An 18490-nucleotide genomic window follows, 5' to 3' on the forward strand; every position below is an offset into this window, starting at 1 on the left:
GTGTAATCCATTGGGGCCGCCTTGCGGCCCCAATCGTTTCACCCCCCCCTTGTGATCCCGGGTACTGCTCGGTAACGTGCGCACTTCACCCGCCGCGTCCCCGGAGCCTCACCCATGCGTTGCACCCCTCCTCTGCTGCTCGCCACCCTGCTGCCACTGTTCGCCGGCTGCCAGATGCTGGCCGACAAACCGGTCGACCCTGACCTTGGCACCACGCGCATGCAGGGCGAACTGAGCGCCAGCGGCGGACATCTGCTGTTCAAACCTTGCAGCGAAAGCCGCTCGTTCGTGGTCAATGATGCCGGCGCCACGGGCATCCTGCAGGAAGCCTCGAGCCTGGCCCACGGCGCTGGCGACAAGCTGTTTGCCGATGTCCGCGGGCGCCTTGCCGGCAGCAAGCAGGCCAACAGCGACGGCCAGCTGGATGTGCGCCGGCTGTATCGCCTGGAGCCTTCGGCCAGTGCCTGCGACGACCCCAACTTCAAGCAACTGACCCTGCGCGCCGGCGGCCATGCGCCGGAATGGGACATCAAGGCCAGCGGCAAGGGCATGGTCCTCAACCGCGCCGGCCAGCCGCCGCTGCCACTGCCGTTCCTTGAAGAGCAGATGCCCGGCGGTGGCCTCAACCTGTCCAGCGAAGCCAATGGCCAGCGCATCGAACTGTGGCTCGCTCCGCAGCGCTGCGTCGACAGCGTCACCGGCGCCGTGCGCCACCTGCGTGCCGAGCTGCGCGTCGATGGCCAGACCGTGCACGGCTGCGCTTACTACGGCGGCGCCCGCGACAACTGATCGCCTAGTGGTTTTTATCCTGCCTTTGAGCCCGGCGAACAGCTTATACTTGGCGGTTTGTGTAAAGCCGCCGGCCGCCAGAGGCCGGGATACTGGACCCTGCCATGCTACGAATCACTGAACTGAAGCTGCCCCTGGACCATCCTGACGAAGCCCTGCGCGAGGCCATCCTCCAGCGCCTGGGTATTGCCGATGACCAGTTGCTGAGCTTCACCCTGTTCAAGCGCAGCTACGATGCTCGCAAGAAGAACAGCGAACTGCTGTTCATCTACACCATCGACCTGCACGCCAGCAACGAAGCCGAACTGCTGCACAAATTCGCCGACGATCACAACATCAGCGTTGCCCCCGACGTCAGCTACAAGTACGTCGGCCAGGCTCCTGCCGAGCTGCAGGAGCGGCCTCTGGTAGTCGGCTTCGGCCCGTGCGGGATCTTTGCCGGGCTGTTGCTGGCGCAGATGGGCTTCAAGCCGATCGTGCTCGAGCGCGGCAAGGAAGTCCGCCAGCGAACCAAGGACACCTGGGGCCTATGGCGCAAAAGCGTGCTCAACCCCGAGTCCAACGTACAGTTTGGCGAAGGCGGCGCCGGGACCTTCTCCGACGGCAAGCTGTACAGCCAGATCAAGGACCCGCTGCACCACGGCCGCAAAGTGCTGGAAGAGTTCGTCAAGGCCGGTGCGCCAGACGAGATCCTGTTCATCAACAAGCCGCACATCGGTACCTTCCGCCTGACCGGCATGGTCGAGAACATGCGCGAGCAGATCATCGCCCTCGGTGGCGAAGTGCGCTTCGAGCAAAAAGTAAGCGACTTGCTCCTCGACGGCGAACAGCTCACCGGTGTGGTCCTCGACAGCGGCGAACAGCTGCACGCGCGGCACGTGGTGCTGGCTCTGGGCCACAGCGCGCGTGACACCTTCCGCATGCTGCACGCCAAGGGTGTGTTCATGGAAGCCAAGCCGTTCTCGGTCGGTTTCCGCATCGAGCACCCACAGACCTTGATCGACAAGGCGCGCCTGGGCAAATACGCCGGCCACCCGAAACTCGGCGCCGCTGACTACAAGCTGGTCTATCACGCCAAGAACGGCCGCTCGGTGTACAGCTTCTGCATGTGCCCGGGCGGCACTGTGGTTGCGGCAACCAGCGAGCCTGGCCGAGTTGTGACCAACGGCATGAGCCAGTACTCGCGTAACGAGCGCAATGCCAACTCGGGCATCGTCGTCGGCATCGATCCAGAACGGGATTACCCGGGCGGACCGCTTGCCGGCATCGAGTTGCAGGAGCGGCTTGAGACACTCGCCTATGAGCTGGGCGGCAGCAATTACCAGGCGCCGGCGCAACTGGTTGGCGACTTTGTCGCCGGTCGGCCTTCGACCGCGCTGGGCAGTGTCGAGCCTTCGTACAAGCCGGGCGTGACCTTGGGTGACCTGGCGCTGAGCCTGCCCGATTTCGCAATCGAGGCCATCCGCGAGGCGCTGCCGGCGTTCGATCGGCAGATCAAGGGCTACAACCTGCACGACGCAGTACTGACCGGGCTTGAGACGCGGACTTCCTCGCCGCTGCGCATCACCCGTGATGCCAGCTTCCAGAGCATCAACGTCAAGGGCCTGTTCCCGGCCGGTGAAGGTGCAGGTTACGCGGGTGGTATTCTGTCGGCAGGTGTCGACGGCATTCGCATCGCTGAAGCCGTAGCGCGGGATATTCTCGGGCTGCAGTGAGCTGAAACCCAGGCGTAAAAAAACCCCGGTCGGCACTGCCGATCGGGGTTTTTACATTCAGCGCGGCTGTCAGTGGGTGACGCGGCTGGTGCCATCTACAGTCATGATGCGGACACGCTCGCCCACGCGGAAGATTTCATTCTCCTGCACGGCCTGTACGTAGGCGCGGGTGCTGCCGTCATCTTCGCGTACGGTGACTTCGACGCCCTGGGTGCGGGTGATACCTTCTTCAGCAGCCGAACCTGCCAGGCCACCGGCTACAGCACCGATCACAGCGGCAACGATGCTGCCGCGACCGCCGCCAATGGCGCTACCGGCCACGCCGCCGACTACAGCACCGGCGCCGCCGCCGATTGGGGTCTTGGTGCCTTCGATTTTCACCGGACGCAGGGCTTCGATGGTACCCATGCGTACGGTCTGCACGCGGCGGGCTTCATCACGGGAGTAGCTGTCACCGGTCAGGCTCGAGGCACAACCGCCGAGCAGCAGCGACATGGTGGTGAACGCCACCACCAGAACAGATTTACGCATGGGTTGTATCTCCATAAGACAGGTGACCATTAGACGCTGCAGGTTGACGGCTGTCACGGTGCATACGTAACAAAAATGCATTCATTCAGCGTCGGTACAGGGTGTGTGCTGACGCTTGATTGTCAGACCTTGGATCGGCTTGGATTACTGCATTGGGTTTGGGATTGGTTGGGGCGATTTTTGGGGGATTGGGGGCTTATCCATTTTGTGTGGTGGCAGTAATGGCCCCTTTCGCCCTTACGGCGAGTCACTTTTTTGGCAAACGCCCCAAAAAAGTAACCAAAAAAGGGCTCGCTCCTACATACGGCCCCTTCGCTGCGCTACGGGGTTCCCTCGCTCCGGCCTTGCTCCCGGGAGGACCGCGCTGTACGGGCCATCCTGGCCCGCAGCGCTTGACGGCCATCCATGGCCGTCACCTCCCTCCGCAAGACCTGCGCTCGGCCTCCTGAAGTCGCAGGTAGATCAAGATCAAGAGCACGCCTCGCTGCGCTGGCGCAAAGCGGGATCGGGGTGACTGCTGGATTTGGGTACGAATGAGATTGCTGCGGCACGGCACGACACAAGCTTTTGACTTTGCCTCTAGCTCTTGATCTGCGCCAGCGCAGCGAGGCGTGCCTTTGATCTTGATCTGCTTTTGATCTTGATCCACCGGCGACTCAGGAGGCCGAGCGCAGGTCTTGCGAAGGGAGGTGCCGGCCATGGATGGCCGTCAAGCGCTGCGGGCCAGGAGGCCCGTACAGCGCGGTCCGCCCGGGAGCAAGGCCGGAGCGAGGGAACCCCGCAGCGCAGCGAAGGGGCCGGATGTGGAGCCAAGCCCTTTTTTGGTTACTTTTTTGGGGCGTTTGCCAAAAAAGTGACTCGCCGTAAGGGCGAAAGGGGCCTGATCAGCCACCACAAAAAACGGATAAGCTCACAAAACAGCGAAAACCAACCTCAGGGAGCCAACCGCTCCCGAGCCCAATCCCCCGCCACCAGACGATAATTCAGCCGATCATGCAACCGGCTAGCCCTACCCTGCCAAAACTCAACCCGCTCCGGCAGCAAACGATACCCCCCCCAATGCTCAGGACAATGCGGCTGAGTCTGCGAAAACCGCTCTTCAGTAGCCTTGACCAAAGCCTCCAGCTCTTCACGCCCAGCAATCACCCGACTCTGCGGCGAAGCCCAAGCCCCAAGACGACTCCCCAGCGGGCGCACCTGGTAATAGTCATCGGACTCCTGCGCAGTAACCTTCTCAACCCGCCCCTCAATCCGCACCTGACGCTCCAGCGCCGGCCAGAAGAAGGTCATCGCCGCAAACGGGTTAGCCTGCAAATGCTGCCCCTTCGCGCTGTCATAGTTGCTGAAAAAGGTGAATCCCTGAGCATCCAGGCCCTTCAACAGCAACACCCGGCAATGCGGTCGTCCATCGGCATCGACCGTAGCCAGCGTCATGGCATTGGCCTCGACCGGCGCCTGTTCGGTTTTTACAGCATCGGCAAACCACTGGTGGAACAGCGCAAACGGCTCATCCGGCGCCTGGCTTTCGGCCAGGCCATCACGGGTGTAGTCGCGGCGCATATCGGCCAGAGATTGAGTCATGACAGCACTTCCTTGACGATCAGTTGGTCTTCGCAGGGCTGTTGGCAGCGACTTTCTTGTCGGCCGTGGTTTTTTTCGCGGCCGGCTTGGCGGCCGGCTTCTTGGCAGCAGTCTTGGCTGCGGCCTTCTTGACCGGGGCTTTGGCCACGGCTTTCTTCGCCGCAGGCTTGGCAGCGGCCTTGGCTGCAGGCTTGCTGGCTGCAGGCTTGGCCACCGGGGCCTTGCTGTCTTGAGTGGCGACCACAGCGGCCGGGGCCGGCGCCAGGTTCGGCTGCTGGTATTTGGCCAACAGGGCCAGCATGGTGTTCTGCGGCGTCATCAGCAATTCGACGCGGCGGTTCAAGGCGCGGCCTTCGAGGCTGTCGTTGGCGGCGCGTGGCATCACCGAGCCCATACCTTTGAGGCTCAAACGGTCGCGTTGCAGACCACTCAGGCGGAAGATAGCCGAGACCGAGGCAGCGCGCTCAAGGCTGAGCTTCTGGTTAACGGCAGCGGCACCGCTGCTGTCGGCGTGACCGAGAATCAGCACGGCAGTTTTCGGGTCGACTTCAATGGCCTTGGCCAGACGGGTGATCGGCCCCAAACTCGCCGGCAACAGCATGTTCGGGCGGTCCGGGTTGTACGAGCTGTCGACCGGAATGGTCACGGCCAACAGGTCTTCGCGGCGCTCCACTTCAAACTTGCTGTCCTTGACCGCTTCACGCAGCTTTGGCTCGTACTGGTCAAGCCAGGCCTGGGTGGCCTTGTGATCAATCTTGGGAACGACCGGCCCCTTGGCCTGGGTCTCTTCAGAGCCGAACGGCCACCACCAGCGGCTGCTGCTTTCGGACTTGGCGTCGGCTTTGGCAACTTTCTCGGTCACCGCCTGCTTCACTTCCTGATCGGCAACCTTGTCCGAGCCAAACGGCCACCAGCTGTGTCCGCTAGTCGAGGAGGCATCCTGCGATTGGCTGGCACAACCGGTCATGGCCAGGCACAGGGCGAGTGCTAAGGTTTTTTGTGAAGACATCAGCGATACACCATGAAATTGAAGGAAATTTTGCCTGCAGCAGCAGGCATTGGAATTGAGCATAGTCAAACCGCACGGGCATTACCCGCACTAGCCGATCAAAGGCAACTGGCGAGCACCCGCACCAGCTTCTGCGCTCTTGGGTCCATCAGCACGTAAGGGCCGAGGGTATTGGTGACGAAGCCAAAGGCAACATCGTGCTCGGGGTCGGCGAAACCGACCGAACCACCGGCGCCCGGGTGACCGAATGCGCCAGCACCGAGGCCGAAGGTGGCGTTGGCTACGGTTGGCTGGTCCAGCATGCAACCCAGGCCGAAGCGGGTCTGGGTCAGCAAGGTACGGTCTTCACCGAGACTGTGCTCGCGGGTCAGTTCATCCAGCAACTCCGATTCGAGCAAGCTGCCGTCGAGCAGGCCGGCATAAAAACCGGCGAGGCTGCGCGCGTTGCCGTGGCCGTTGGCCGCAGGTTGCTGCATGCGTCGCCATTCGGGCTTGTTGGTACTGGTCAGGATTGCTGGTGGGTTGGTGAACGCTCGGGTTGAAAGCGCCTCTGGCTCGCGCATGGTGACCTGCAGCAGGCGCTGCGCAGCCGCATCGCCTGAATTGCCCTTGCCGCGGGCGATATGCGCCACACGGTGGAATTCTTCATCTGCCAGGCCAATGTGAAAATCCAGCCCCAACGGCTTGGCCGTGCGGGCGACGATCGACTCACCCGGACCGCGGCCGTCAGCTCGGCGAATAAGCTCGCCGATCAGCCAGCCATAGGTGATTGCCGCGTAGCCATGCTCGGTACCTGGGGTCCACCACGGCGTTTCTGCGGCCAGCGCGGCAGTCATCGCTTCCCAGTCGTACAACGCCTCGGCGGGGAGCAGCTCACGGATGGCCGGCAGGCCAGCGCGGTGGCTCAGTAACTGACGCAGGGTCACGGCTTCTTTGCCGGCTTGAGCGAACTCCGGCCAATAGCGTGCTACCGGGGCATCCAGCGCCAGCTTGCCCTCGCCCACCAGTTGCAGGGCAGTCACGGCGGTGAACGTCTTGGTGCAGGAGAACAGATTGGCGATGGTGTCGCTATGCCAAGCCTGCTGCCCATCCTTGTCGGCACTGCCGGCCCACAGGTCGATCACGGTGTCGCCACCGACCTGGATGCACAACGCCGCACCGCGCTCCTGGGAATCCTCGAACAAGGCGGCGAATGCTTCACGCACCGCCTCGAACTTCAGCTCATAGTGACCCTGAATCTGCACCGCCAGCTCTCCGTACGACTCGAGTTTGCAAAGGCGTGCATTGTTTCAGTAGTTGACCATTTTGCCTACTGAATGTGGCCGGATGGTTGTCAGGAAACGTCGCCAAACAGCTCTGCAACCAGCCCCAAGCGCCTCATGGCACCGGCTTGCTGACCACCGTGCGCAGCTCGTCGATTACCTGCTGATTACTCCGCCGCACCGCCTCGACAAAGCCCGGATAGGCCACATCGGTGATCGCCACCAACCCAAGATGGCCGTTTTCGCCATCGAGCAGGCGGCCACTGGCAGGCTGATCCAGATACTGGAACCAATGCGCACCGACGATCATCGGCTGGGCCATGGCGGCCTTGAGGAAGTTGGCATAGGCCGGGCCACGGTCCTCCTCGCGCGCCAGTTCCACCGGCCCCGGCCAGAACGGCCCACGGTCGCGCGAACCGAACTGGAATTCGGACACCAGCACCGGCTTATCCAGCTCGGCCAGGCGAGCAAAGTCGTAGCCGTCGTCAGGCTTGAGGGTATAGAAGTTGAAACTGAGCACATCGCAGAACTCGGCGCAGGCCTTGACCGCCTGTGGGCTGCTCAGGGCAAAGCGGCCTCCGAGCAACAGGTGGTTGGGCGCATGCCAGTTGAGCGAATCGGCGATGGTCTTGAAATAGGTGTCGGCGAACACCTGTTGGAAGTACTGGTAATCGCGTTCGATTTCCGGGTGTTCGGGGTTGGGCAGCGGGGCTTCGAAGCCTGGGTCTTCCATTAGCTCCCACGCCTGCAGCTCGATGCCCCAGGCCTTGGACAGCCCTTCCTGATTGCGGTACTTGTCGCGCAGCTGCTTGAGGAACGCGCGCTTGGCCGGCACGTCGGTGGTCAGGCGCAGGGTGCCGAAAGCGAGGCCATAGCGGGCCCGCGGATCATCACCGGGTGCGGCCCAGGCCAGCTCGTTGTCGGCAAAGTAACCGATCAGCCACGGGTCATCGCGGTGATCACGGGCAGCAATCGCTACAGCACGTTCGGTGGCCATGGCAAAGCGTGGGTCGAACGGATCGGGCATGCGCCCCCACCAGTCCATGCCCGTGCTGATGCTGGCGTAGTCGCCAACGATCGACAACGGCAGGGTGTAAGGCACCCGTTTGGCCAGGCCCAGTTCAGGATCGCTCCAGTTGCCGAGGGTATTGAAGCCCCACGCCTGCAAGCGATCCAGAGCATGCGCCTGCCAGCGGCCGGCATCGATCGCCATCGGCAGGCACGCCTGGCTGGTCGGTTCGGCGGCGGCCGGGGCACAGCTGTGGCCATGGCTGCGTTGCAGGTTGGCTGCGTAGAAGTCGAACCAGCGGCCCTGCTTGAATGCGCGCCCCTGCGAAGACGCATTGCCATCATCATTGTTGCCTTCCCCGTAGAACGCGGCGAAGGGCTCGTTGACGCCGGGCAACGCGGTAAACATGCCCTCGCGACCAGCAACATAGGTACGCCCGCCATCAGCGGCCACAGCGTTTACGCCCAACGAGAAGAACGGATGGCCGTCAGGCGTCACCAGGAACCAGCGGCCATCGCGTTTCTCTGTACGGAAGAAGCCCTGAGCCTCGAATGCAGGCCCGGCCAGCAGCCCACCGTACGGGTCAAGCGCTTGCTTGCCGCGCTCTGCCAGCCAGGCCTTGAGCTGCGCCTGCTCGCGGCTATCGGCAGCTTTGAGCTGGTCATCGCTGACGATTCGCTCCGGCCAGCGGCCCCGCGTCGACTGGCCATAAGCGTCGATCAGGCCGGCATAGGCTGCCTTGAAGGCGAGATCGTCATCTTGTAGGCCGACCTTCTCGATCAGCAGGCTTTGCGCCACGTTGGGCTTGGGGATGCTCAGAGTCACCGAGCTGATCTGCTTTAGGTCCACCTCACCGACGCTGCTGGTCAGCAGCAAGCGCTGGCCGTCGTAGGTCCATGGCATCGGTGGGCCGGCACGCATGCCTTGGCTCAGCGGCGAGCTGGCGGTAAGCGGCACCATTACCGTTTGCGCAGGCCCGGCCGGCAGGTCGATGCGGCTGGTGAGGGTGCGGCCATCGCTGCTCTGCACTGTGACGTCGACCGTCAGCGCCCAATCCATCGCACTTTGCAGGCGCAAGGTGAGGGCCTTGCCGGCCGACCAGTCCCACGCCCCACCTTGCGGGCTCAGGCCCAGGCTTGGGCGTTCGACCGGATTGAACACGACGCGGCGCAGTACCTCGCCCTCTGCGGTCTGTTCGGCGTTGTATTGCGGCATGCCGGCGTCGGCGGTGATGACATTGACCACCGAGGCCGGCCGCACGAAGCTGAACAGCGTCTGCTGCCCAGCCAGCAAGGGTGAGCAGAACAGCAGCGTGAAGACTGCGGACAAGGTGCGTCGAATCATAGAACTGGAGCTCTCCTTCAGGGCCGCGGGGAGCCCGTGACTGAGTAATGGACAACAGGCCGGAGCTGCACGCTCCAGCCGTCAGGAAATTTCCCGCCGGAACGGCGGTAGCGCGTTGAGGATAGCCTTGCCGTAGCGCTGAGTGACCAGGCGCCGATCGAGCAAGGTGATCACGCCGCGGTCCTGCTCGGTGCGCAGCAGGCGACCACAAGCCTGGATCAGCTTAAGCGAGGCGTCGGGTACGGCGATTTCCATGAATGGATTACCTCCGCGCGCTTCGATCCACTCGGCCAGAGCGGCTTCGACCGGGTCATCCGGCACCGAGAACGGGATCTTGGCGATCACCACGTGCTCGCAGTATGCGCCAGGCAGGTCGACCCCTTCGGAGAAACTGGCCAGACCGAACAGCACGCTGTGCTGGCCGTCGTCGACCCGCGCCTTGTGCTTGTTCAGGGTTTCTTGCTTGGACAGATTGCCCTGAATCAGCACCAGCTTGCGCCAGTCACGATCAAGGCCATCGAATACGTCCTGCATCTGCTTGCGCGACGAGAACAGTACCAGCGCACCCCGCGCCTCTTCGAGCATCGCCGGCAGTTCGCGGATGATCGCGGCGGTGTGCCCGGCAGCATCGCGCGGATCGGCGCCCAGATCAGGCACCCGCAGCAACCCGGCATCGCCGTGCACGAACGGGCTCGGCACCACACAGGTTACTGCGTCCCTTGGCAGGCCGGAGCGCATGCGGAAGCGGTCGAACTTGCCCAGCGCGGTCAGCGTTGCCGACGTCACCAAGGCGCCGTGGGCAACGCTCCACAGGCTGCGCCGGAGCATCTCTGCTGCGAGGATCGGGCTGGCGTTTACCTCGATGTCGAACAGCGCACCGGTCTCGGCCAGGGTCAGCCAACGCGCCATCGGCGGGCTGTCTTCCGGGTCCTCGGCGGTGAACGCCGTCCACAGCTCCCAGTTGCCCTGAGCCCGAGTCACCAGGCTGCCGAACAGCGGGTACCACTCTTCGGCCTGGTGGCTGGCGATACCGATGTTCTTCTCGCCATCCATGCCTTCCTTGAGCAGGTCTGCAAGGCGCGTGAACAGGTCATTGAGCTGGGAAAAACCCTTTTTCAGCTCGATGCCGACTTCGCGGATATGCTCCGGCACCACCCCGCCCTCAAAGCGGTAGCGTGGCCGCTCGCGGCCTTCAGTGTCTTCACCGGGCTTGAAGTCTGCAATCTGCTCGCAAAGGGTAAACATGAACTGCTGCTGGGTGCGGATTTCACGCGCCAGCTCCGGCACCTGTTCGATGTACTTGCCCAGATCGCCCGGCAGCGGGTGCTGGGCGAGCAGCTTGGTCAGGTTCTTGGCCGTCTGCTCAAGCCAGTCGGCGGTCGAGCGCAGCCGCGAATAATGGGCAAAATGACCAATCGCCTTGTCCGGGAGGTGATGGCCTTCGTCGAACACATAAATGGTGTCGCGTGGGTCAGGCAGCACCGCGCCGCCGCCCAGGGCCAGGTCAGCCAGGACCATGTCGTGGTTGGTGACGATCACATCGACCTTGCCCATGCCTTCTCGGGCCTTGTAGAACACGCACTGCTGGAAGTTTGGGCAGTGACGGCCGGTACATTGGCTGTGGTCGGTGGTCAGGCGCGCCCAGTCCGGGTCTTCGATGGTTTCCGACCAGCTGTCACGGTCGCCATCCCAGCGGTTGCCGGCGAGCTTCTCGATCATGCTGTTGAACAGCTTCTGGCTGCGCTCGTCGACTTCGATATGGAAGCCTTCTTCCTCGAACAGCTGCGCAGTGGCCGACTGGGCGTGGCCTTCCTGCAACAGTACGTCGAGCTTGGACAGGCACAGATAGCGGCCACGGCCCTTGGCCAGGGCAAAGCTGAAGTTCAGACCACTGTTGCGCATCAGGTCAGGCAGATCCTTGAAGACGATCTGCTCCTGCAGCGCCACGGTGGCGGTGGCAATCACCAGGCGCTTGCCGGCGACCTTGGCGGCGGGGATGGCCGCCAGGGCGTAGGCGACTGTCTTGCCGGTACCAGTGCCCGCCTCGACGGCAACCACGGCGGGGTCACCCGAGCGTCGACCTTCGTCGTCGCAGGCAATATCGCCGAGCACTTTCGCTACTTCGGCAATCATCAGGCGCTGGCCGTAACGTGGCTTGAGGCTCTTGGCTTCGAGAAAACGCGAATAGGCGCCCTGGATGGTGGCTTTGAGTTCGTTGCTGATCATGGTCTGCAGGCGCCCGAAGGGCTGGATATATTTTCAGTGTTTTGCATGGGCGGCTATCATACCCCGCTCGCGCCCTTTATGCCGCATGGAGATCCCGATGCTGAGCTTCACCCTACCCTACACCCTGCATGTGCTAGCCGCCCTGGTCTGGGTCGGCGGGATGTTTTTCGCCTGGCTGATCCTGCGCCCGGCAACGGTTGCAGCCCTGGAGGGGCCGGCACGGTTGCGCTTGTGGCTGGAAGTTTTCCGACGCTTCTTTGTCTGGGTCTGGGTCGCTGTGGCGATTTTGGCGATCAGTGGTATCGGTATGTTGCACATGCGCTTCAGCGGTTTCGAAACTGCGCCCAAGTACGTGCAACTGATGATGGGCGGGGCGATCGTTATGTTTGCCTTGTTCCTGCGCGTGCAGGCCTTGCTGCTGCCTGACTTGCGTGCCGCAGTGCAGGCCGAGGATTGGCCGGCAGGTGCTGCTGCGCTGGGGCGGATTCGCCGGCTGGTGGGTATCAACCTGCTGCTGGGGCTCGCCGTGGTAGCGGTTGCCAGCCTGCGTCTGCCGCTCTGAACGATGCGCCGCGCAGGCAAACTGCGCGGCGGCAAGCCCGGTTACAGGCGTCGCAGAATCAACTCACCCTCTGCGCCCGCCAGGCCGGCCTGGCCTTCAACGCCCGGCCGGCCCTTGGCCCCAGCGTCGGTGCTATACACCAGGCAACCCTTGCTGGCGCCGCCTGCGCCAGGTTTGCCCGCTGCGCCAGGTTTGCCCGGCAGGCCCCCATCCAGGCGTACGACAATGCGCTGCTCGGGATAGTCAGCCGGCACCGCCAGACGAATCCGCCCGCCCGCTGCACCGTCATGGCCGTTGCCACCATTGTCGCCATCAGCGCCGCGGCTGGCCTGGCCCCAGGTGCAGCCACCGGCCTTGCCATTGGCGCCATCCAGGCCGACATAGCCCGGCGCACCGGCACCACCACGGGCGTCGATCGACAACTGCTCGGCGTCCAGTGCATGCAACTGCAGGTCAAGGCTGCGGCCGCTGCGCGCGGCGCGTTCATAGCTACCCGGCGCGCCATTGGCGCTGATCTCGCTGCCGCTGGCGAAGCGCGCCGAGGCTGCTTCGATGGTCAATTCCGTGTCGGCCGGAGCGACGGCAATGCGCGCATCTTGGCCAAGTTCCAGTTGCTCGACCTTGAGCGAGGTCAGTGACGCCGGCAACAGCAAGGTTGCCGAATCCGCCACCCGCAGGTGTTGCAGATGAACACTGCCGGCCTTGTTGGCCAGGCGCATCACCGAGTTGGCAGCAACATCCAGGCTGTCTGCCTGGGCCCATGGGCTGGCCAAGGCCACCAACAACATCAATTTACGCACGGCGGGGCGCCTCCTGAGGCTTGGGAATCGACATCACGTGAAAAATTCCTGTCAGCAAAATCTGCAGACGATCGAACCAGCGGTGGCTACGGTTGCGCAGGCTGGCGTTGAAAAACAGTACTTCGAGCATATGCAGGCCAAGCAAAAGGATGCCCGCTGCATTGATCAGGAGATTGAACGGCAGCGGCTGCGGCATCAGCAGATTGACCAGCACCACCCACCAGAACACAACCGTCAGGGCCTTGCCCAGCCCCAGGATAAATTTCATACCCCGCCCTCCTTTGCCAGTCAGTTAAGCCTGTTGGGGCCGCTGTGCGGCCCTTCGCGGGTGAACCCGCTCCCACAGGTACAGTTGCGCAATCCTGTGGGAGCGGGTTCACCCGCGAAGACCGCACAGCGGTCCACTGGCAAGCCGACATCTTCGTCCACAGTAACTTCATTGATGGGCGCCCGCCAAGCATTGCCTCAGGCCCGGCACCCAGTTGCACACCGACGGTCAACGCTCGATCTTGATCTCGGTCCGGCGGTTCATGGCACGCCCCTCAGCAGTAGCGTTGTCGGCCACTGGCTGGGTTTCGCCGGCACCGACTACCGACACCACGCTGTTGCGCGGCACGCCGCTTTCGACCAGATAGTCAGTAACCGAATGCGCGCGGCGCTCGGACAGCTTCTGGTTGTACGTGTCGGAGCCAACGCTGTCGGTGTGCCCGGTGACACTCAGTCGGGTGCTCGCCGCTTCCTGCTTGAGGCGGGTGGCGATGGTATTGAGGCGTTCCTTGTCGGCCGCAGTCAGCCGCGCAGAGTCGAACTCGAAGTGCACGTCACGGATGACGATGACTTCTTCCTTGACCACGACCACCTCTTCTACCACTGCTACCGGTTCAGGTGGGCAGCCATTGGCATCGACCTGTACCCCACGCGGGGTGCCCGGGCACTTGTCGCGGCTGTCCGGCACGCCATCGCCGTCTTCGTCACCGTCGCCATTGGCCCAGCAGTAGCCGGCGGCCAGGCCACCGCCAAGCAGCGCGCCCCAGCCGGCCCAGCTCGAGCTTTCGATAGCGCCAAGGGCGGCGCCGCCCACACCCCCGACGGCAGCACATGTCGGCCAGTCGGTTTTCTGCAAACCTGCACAACCAGTCAACACACTGGTCAGCAGCACCAAGGGTATCGCCGTGCGAACTATGCTCATCTGTTGCATCTCCTAGGGGGAATCGGCATAAGGCCGATCTGTGCCAGTAAAGACCGCGCATTCCCGATCTGCCAGCAATGAGCCATGCTGGTGTGCCACAGCCCTTTGCCGGCAAGCTCTAGCCAGCTAGGCTTGGCGACCCTGAACGGAGATAGGCAATGACCGACGGTTTTTCCCAACGCACGCCGCAACAAGCCCTCGCCGCCTTGCTCGAGCGCGTGCAACCGCAGCGCCTGCTGCTGGTGGGCACGCGCTTCCCGGCGCTGGATGCTTTTGCCCAGGCGCACCCACAGGTGGTCATCGAAGTGGCAGCGCCAGGCGTGCTGCCGGGGCCGCTTGCCGCCCAGCGTTTCGACCTGGCGGTGCTGGTCGACTGCCTTGAGCACTTGCCCAAGCGCACCGGCCTGGAACTGCTGGCAGGCATCCGCAATCTGAATGCCAGCCGCCTGGCGGTGCTGGCCGACTTGAGCGCCTGCGGCTGGCAGGACACCGAGTTTTTCTCGCTGGCGATGTCGGCCAGCGAGAAATTCGGCCGCGAGCAGCAGGTGTTGAGCCTGTTCACCTATGATCTACATGACTACAAGCAGGTCCCTGACTGGCTCAACGCCAGGTTCTGGGCCAACCCTGAAAACTTTGGCAAGTACTGGTGGTGATGTGATGAGTGTTTCGGTTTGCCCTTGCGGCAGTGGCAACCTGCTCGACGCCTGCTGCGGGCATTATCATGCCGGCACCCCGGCGCCAGACGCCCAGGCATTGATGCGCTCGCGCTACAGCGCTTACGTGCTGGGCCTGATCGATTACCTGGTCGCAACCACCCTGCCGGCTCAGCAAGATGGCCTGGACCGCGCTGCAATTGCTGCCTGGAGCGCGCAAAGCACCTGGCTGGGGCTTGAGGTGGAAAGCGCCGAGGTGCTTGGCGGTCAGCCTGAGCATGCGTTTGTCACCTTCATCGCGCGCTGGCACGACGCTCAAGGCGAACACGCCCACCGTGAGCGTTCGGCATTCGTCCAGCGCGATGGCCGTTGGTACTTCATTGACCCAACGGTCGGCCTCAAGGCCACGCGCAACGACCCCTGCCCCTGTGCCAGCGGGCAGAAGTTCAAGAAGTGCTGTTCCAGTTACGTCGGTACTTGACCGTGAACGCCCTCGCCCGCCTGCTCCTGACCAGCTGCGTCCTGCTGCTGACCGGCTGCGCAGGCTGGAGCGGCGAGCAATGGCGCGAACCACAGGTACATCTGGTCAGGGTCGAAACAGTCAAGGCGCGCCTGCTGCAACAGGAGTTCGTCATTCACCTGCGGGTCGACAACCCCAATGACAGCCGCCTGTTCATCCGCAACCTGAATTACTCGGTGCGGCTCAACCAGTTGCTGCTGGTCGAGGATGAGGCGAGCATCTGGCGCAGCGTCGCCGCCCATGAGGGGCGGACCTTCAAGATCACCGCCCGCACCAACCTGTGGAAGCAGCTCAAACCGCTGGCCAAGCTGCTCAAGAGCAGGCAACCGCTGCGCTATTCACTGCAGGCCGAGCTGAATACCGGGCTGATCATCTGGCGGGGCCTGCACTTGTCGCGCAGTGATGAGATAATGCCCGGCGATTTCTTACCGGAGTAACCTGCAATGACTCAGCAACCGCATGTTCATGGCCCTGACTGCAACCACGATCACGATCATCAGCATGATCATGACCACGGCCATGTGCACGGTCCACACTGCAACCACGGCCACCAGGAGCCGGTGCGCAACGCTTTGAAAGACGTTGGCCGCAATGACCCGTGCCCGTGCGGCAGCGACAAGAAGTTCAAGAAGTGCCACGGCGCCTGATCTTCGCGCGCTGACCGCTGCCGCAAGCAACTGCAGCCTTTGGCCGTGATTGCTTGCGGTTGATGCTTTCCGATCCAGCCAAATCCCTTTTTTGTCACACCTTGCAGGAGCCTCTTCAATGGCCGCCCCCGCTTTTCCTCCTTTGCGTCCGCGCTTCGCCAGCCTGGCGCTGCTAGGTCTGCTTGGTCTTGGCGGCTGCCAGATGAGCGCCGTGCAAGACAGCGTGCCGCCGACCACCGGCGTGCAACCGCTCAAAGGCCTCGCGCAGAACGTTTCGCTGCGGCGCAATGCCATGGGCGCACCGCTGATCGAAAGCAGCAGCTTCCACGATGCGCTGTTCACGCTGGGTTACGTGCACGCCGGCGACCGCATCGAGCAGATGCTCGGCATGCGCCTGCTGGCTCAGGGCCGCCTGGCGGAACTGGCCGGGCCAGAAGCGCTGGATATCGACCGTTTGATGCGTGCAGCCAATCTCAAGCAGAGTGCCAATGCCCTGTACGCCGACGCTTCGCCGCGGCTCAAGCGCTTCTTTGAAGTGTATGCGCGTGGGGTCAACGCCTACCTGTACCGCTACCGCGACAAGTTGCCGGGTGAGCTCGCCCGTAGCGGTTATCGCCCTGAATACTGGAAGGCCGAAGACAGCGCGCTGATCTTCAGCCTGTATGCCTTCAGCCAGTCAGTCAATCTGCAGGAAGAACTCAGCGCCCTGACCCTCGCGCAAAAAGTCGGCAGCGACAAGCTCGCCTGGCTGCTGCCGGGTGCGCCTGACGAGCCGCTGGCCGAAGGCGAAGTCGACAAACTCAAGGGCATCAACCTGGCCAGCCAACTGCCTGCCCTGCCTGCCCTGGCCAGTGCCAGCCAGAAGCTCGCCGACCTGGGCCTGCTTGGCAGCCCGGGCTCGGTCAACCTGGCCCTCGGCCCACAGCGCAGCCGCAGCGGCAAAAGCCTGCTGGCCAGTGACAGCCGCGCCGCCTGGGCCTTGAGCCCGGTACAGATCCACACCGGCAAGTACCAGGTTGCCGGGCTGTCGTTGCCGGGCCTGCCGATCGTGCTGGCCGGCTACAACGGCAAACTGGCCTGGAGCAGCAGCGCGGTCATGGCCGACAACCAGGATTTGTACCTTGAGCAACTGCGCCGCCAAGGCAGCCAGCTGACTTACCTTGCCGATGGCAAATGGCTGCCAACGCGTGCCCGCAGCGAGACCTTCTTCGCCCGCGGCCAGCAGCCACTGCGCGAAGTGCTTTACGACACTCGCCATGGCACCCTGCTCGGCCAGCCTGTCGGCAACGGCCTCGGCCTGGCCCTGAGCCTGCCGCAGCTGAAGGGTGATCGCAGCCTCGACGCCTTGTTCGACCTGACACGCGCCACCTCGGTGGAGCGCGCCTTCGACAGCACTCGCGAGGTCGGCGCAGCGGCGCTCAACTTCGTCTTTGCTGAGCCGCAGCACATCGGTTGGCAGGTCAGTGGGCGCTACCCGAACCGCCGCGAAGGCCAGGGCTTGCTGCCCTCGCCAGGCTGGGATGGGCGCTATGACTGGGACGGCTATGCCGACGCCATGCTCCACCCGTACGACCAGGACCCACCGTCCGGCTGGCTCGGCCATGCCAACGAGCGCAGCCTGGCCAAGGGTTACGGCATGCAGTTGTCCAACACCTGGTACTACCCCGAGCGCGCCGAACGTCTCGGTCAGCTGGCTGCCAATGGCCGCCACGACAGCCGCAGCGTGATGGCCCTGCAAAACGATCAGGTCAGCTTGTTTGCCGACAAGCTCAAGCAGATGTTCAGCGCACCCGGCATGGCCCAGCCGCTCAAGCAGGCGATCGCGGCACTGCCACCGGCCCAGCGCGACAAGGCCAATGCCGCGCTGGCTCGGCTGCAAGCTTTCGATGGTCGCCTGAGCCCAGTGTCGGCAGATGCCGCGCTGTATCAGCTGTTCCTCCAGGAAGTGGCCCGACAGACCTTCCTCGACGATCTTGGGCCTGAATCCGGACCTGCCTGGCAAGCCTTTGTCAGCAACGCGCAGTTGTCCTACTCGGCGCAGGCTGATCACCTGCTGGGCCGCGATGACAGCCCGTTCTGGGATGACCGCACCACCGCGCAAAAGGAAGACAAACCGGCGATCCTGGCCCGCAGCCTGGCCGCCGCGATCGACACTGGCACGGCGCTGCTCGGCGCCGACCGCAAGGCCTGGCAGTGGGGCAAGCTGCACCAGTACCGCTGGCCAGCACCGGCCTATCACGGCCTGGGTGACGCTATCAGCCGCGCGCCAATGGCGGCTGGCGGCGACTTCAGCACCCTGGCCCTGACGCCGTATGCCTGGGGCAGCAACTTCGACACGCAACTGCCAGCCTCGGCGCGGATGATCGTCGACTTTGGCCAGGCCGAACCGCTGCAACTGCTGACCAGCAGTGGTCAGTCCGGCAACCCGGCCAGTCGTCACCACAGCGATGGCCTGGACGCCTGGTTCAAAGGCCGCTTCATGAGCCTGCCGCTGCAACCGCAGAACTTCGCCCGTGCCTACGGTAGCCAGCGCCTGACCCTGGTACCGGGCAAGTAAGCCCACGTCCGACTGCCCGCACAGCCCTGGCTGTGCGGGCAACCTCAGCCAGACAATCCGAACTTCGTCGCGCCAGCAACGCTCCTAGCTATAACT

Annotated in this window: 17 protein-coding genes; 8 read left to right on the forward strand and 9 right to left on the reverse strand. The window is 63.5% G+C overall.

Features of this window, described 5'->3' with window-relative positions:
* Window positions 1-114: 114 nt before the first annotated feature.
* Window positions 115-789, forward strand: a complete 675-nt coding sequence (locus K3F44_RS14005) for a COG3650 family protein (RefSeq protein ID WP_101321804.1) — start codon at window positions 115-117, stop codon at window positions 787-789.
* A 104-nt stretch (window positions 790-893) separates the two neighbouring features.
* A complete protein-coding gene (locus K3F44_RS14010) occupies window positions 894-2504 on the forward strand; it encodes an NAD(P)/FAD-dependent oxidoreductase (protein ID WP_101321805.1) in 1611 nt (536 codons plus the stop codon).
* A gap of 69 nt (window positions 2505-2573) precedes the next feature.
* Here K3F44_RS14010 and K3F44_RS14015 read toward each other — a convergent pair whose 3' ends face one another.
* The 6 genes from K3F44_RS14015 to dinG all read right to left on the reverse strand — a co-directional run bounded on the left by K3F44_RS14015 (window position 2574) and on the right by dinG (window position 11466).
* Window positions 2574-3035: a glycine zipper 2TM domain-containing protein gene (locus K3F44_RS14015; RefSeq protein WP_150573613.1), complete on the reverse strand. Its 462-nt coding sequence runs from the start codon at window positions 3033-3035 to the stop codon at window positions 2574-2576.
* A 933-nt stretch (window positions 3036-3968) separates the two neighbouring features.
* On the reverse strand, window positions 3969-4616 hold the full coding sequence (pdxH, locus tag K3F44_RS14020; RefSeq protein ID WP_150570554.1) for a pyridoxamine 5'-phosphate oxidase: 648 nt from the start codon (window positions 4614-4616) through the stop codon (window positions 3969-3971).
* 19 nt (window positions 4617-4635) lie between these two features.
* On the reverse strand, window positions 4636-5625 hold the full coding sequence (locus K3F44_RS14025; RefSeq protein WP_150570555.1) for an OmpA family protein: 990 nt from the start codon (window positions 5623-5625) through the stop codon (window positions 4636-4638).
* Window positions 5626-5723: 98 nt separating this feature from the next.
* A complete protein-coding gene (locus K3F44_RS14030; RefSeq protein WP_101321809.1) occupies window positions 5724-6869 on the reverse strand; it encodes a serine hydrolase domain-containing protein in 1146 nt (381 codons plus the stop codon).
* A gap of 133 nt (window positions 6870-7002) precedes the next feature.
* Entirely contained in the window at window positions 7003-9240 is a 2238-nt protein-coding gene (locus K3F44_RS14035) for a beta-agarase (RefSeq protein ID WP_220632448.1), read from the reverse strand.
* An 81-nt stretch (window positions 9241-9321) separates the two neighbouring features.
* Window positions 9322-11466, reverse strand: a complete 2145-nt coding sequence (gene dinG / locus K3F44_RS14040) for an ATP-dependent DNA helicase DinG (protein ID WP_101321811.1) — start codon at window positions 11464-11466, stop codon at window positions 9322-9324.
* A 97-nt stretch (window positions 11467-11563) separates the two neighbouring features.
* Here dinG and K3F44_RS14045 point away from each other — a divergent pair, with 97 nt between their 5' ends.
* On the forward strand, window positions 11564-12028 hold the full coding sequence (locus K3F44_RS14045; protein ID WP_101321812.1) for a CopD family protein: 465 nt from the start codon (window positions 11564-11566) through the stop codon (window positions 12026-12028).
* 41 nt (window positions 12029-12069) lie between these two features.
* Here the strand turns inward: K3F44_RS14045 and K3F44_RS14050 are convergent, their stop codons facing one another.
* From K3F44_RS14050 to K3F44_RS14060, 3 genes are all read right to left on the reverse strand, one after another.
* Window positions 12070-12828, reverse strand: coding sequence for a collagen-like protein (locus tag K3F44_RS14050; protein ID WP_150572242.1), 759 nt, complete (start codon window positions 12826-12828; stop codon window positions 12070-12072).
* Window positions 12821-13096 carry a DUF1145 domain-containing protein gene (locus tag K3F44_RS14055; protein ID WP_101321814.1) on the reverse strand — a complete coding sequence of 92 codons (276 nt, stop codon included), beginning with the start codon at window positions 13094-13096 and terminating at the stop codon, window positions 12821-12823. Before K3F44_RS14055 ends, K3F44_RS14050 begins: the two co-directional genes overlap by 8 nt.
* 228 nt (window positions 13097-13324) lie before the next feature.
* Window positions 13325-14017 (reverse strand): OmpA family protein, encoded by a 693-nt coding sequence (locus K3F44_RS14060; protein ID WP_101321815.1) that lies wholly within the window; start codon window positions 14015-14017, stop codon window positions 13325-13327.
* A gap of 158 nt (window positions 14018-14175) precedes the next feature.
* Between K3F44_RS14060 and K3F44_RS14065 the strand changes: the two genes are divergently transcribed.
* From K3F44_RS14065 to K3F44_RS14085, 5 genes are all read left to right on the forward strand, one after another.
* Complete coding sequence (locus K3F44_RS14065; protein ID WP_101321816.1) at window positions 14176-14670, forward strand: DUF6231 family protein; 495 nt, start codon at window positions 14176-14178, stop codon at window positions 14668-14670.
* A 4-nt stretch (window positions 14671-14674) separates the two neighbouring features.
* Complete coding sequence (locus K3F44_RS14070; RefSeq protein WP_101321817.1) at window positions 14675-15151, forward strand: YchJ family protein; 477 nt, start codon at window positions 14675-14677, stop codon at window positions 15149-15151.
* 2 nt (window positions 15152-15153) lie between these two features.
* Complete coding sequence (locus K3F44_RS14075; RefSeq protein WP_259406995.1) at window positions 15154-15627, forward strand: LEA type 2 family protein; 474 nt, start codon at window positions 15154-15156, stop codon at window positions 15625-15627.
* A 6-nt stretch (window positions 15628-15633) separates the two neighbouring features.
* Complete coding sequence (locus tag K3F44_RS14080; RefSeq protein WP_101321819.1) at window positions 15634-15837, forward strand: SEC-C metal-binding domain-containing protein; 204 nt, start codon at window positions 15634-15636, stop codon at window positions 15835-15837.
* Window positions 15838-15955: 118 nt separating this feature from the next.
* A complete protein-coding gene (locus K3F44_RS14085; protein ID WP_220632450.1) occupies window positions 15956-18394 on the forward strand; it encodes a penicillin acylase family protein in 2439 nt (812 codons plus the stop codon).
* Window positions 18395-18490 lie beyond the last annotated feature (96 nt).

The organism is Pseudomonas sp. S07E 245 (genome assembly GCF_019599025.1).
GTDB classification, from domain to species: Bacteria; Pseudomonadota; Gammaproteobacteria; order Pseudomonadales; family Pseudomonadaceae; genus Aquipseudomonas; species Aquipseudomonas shirazensis.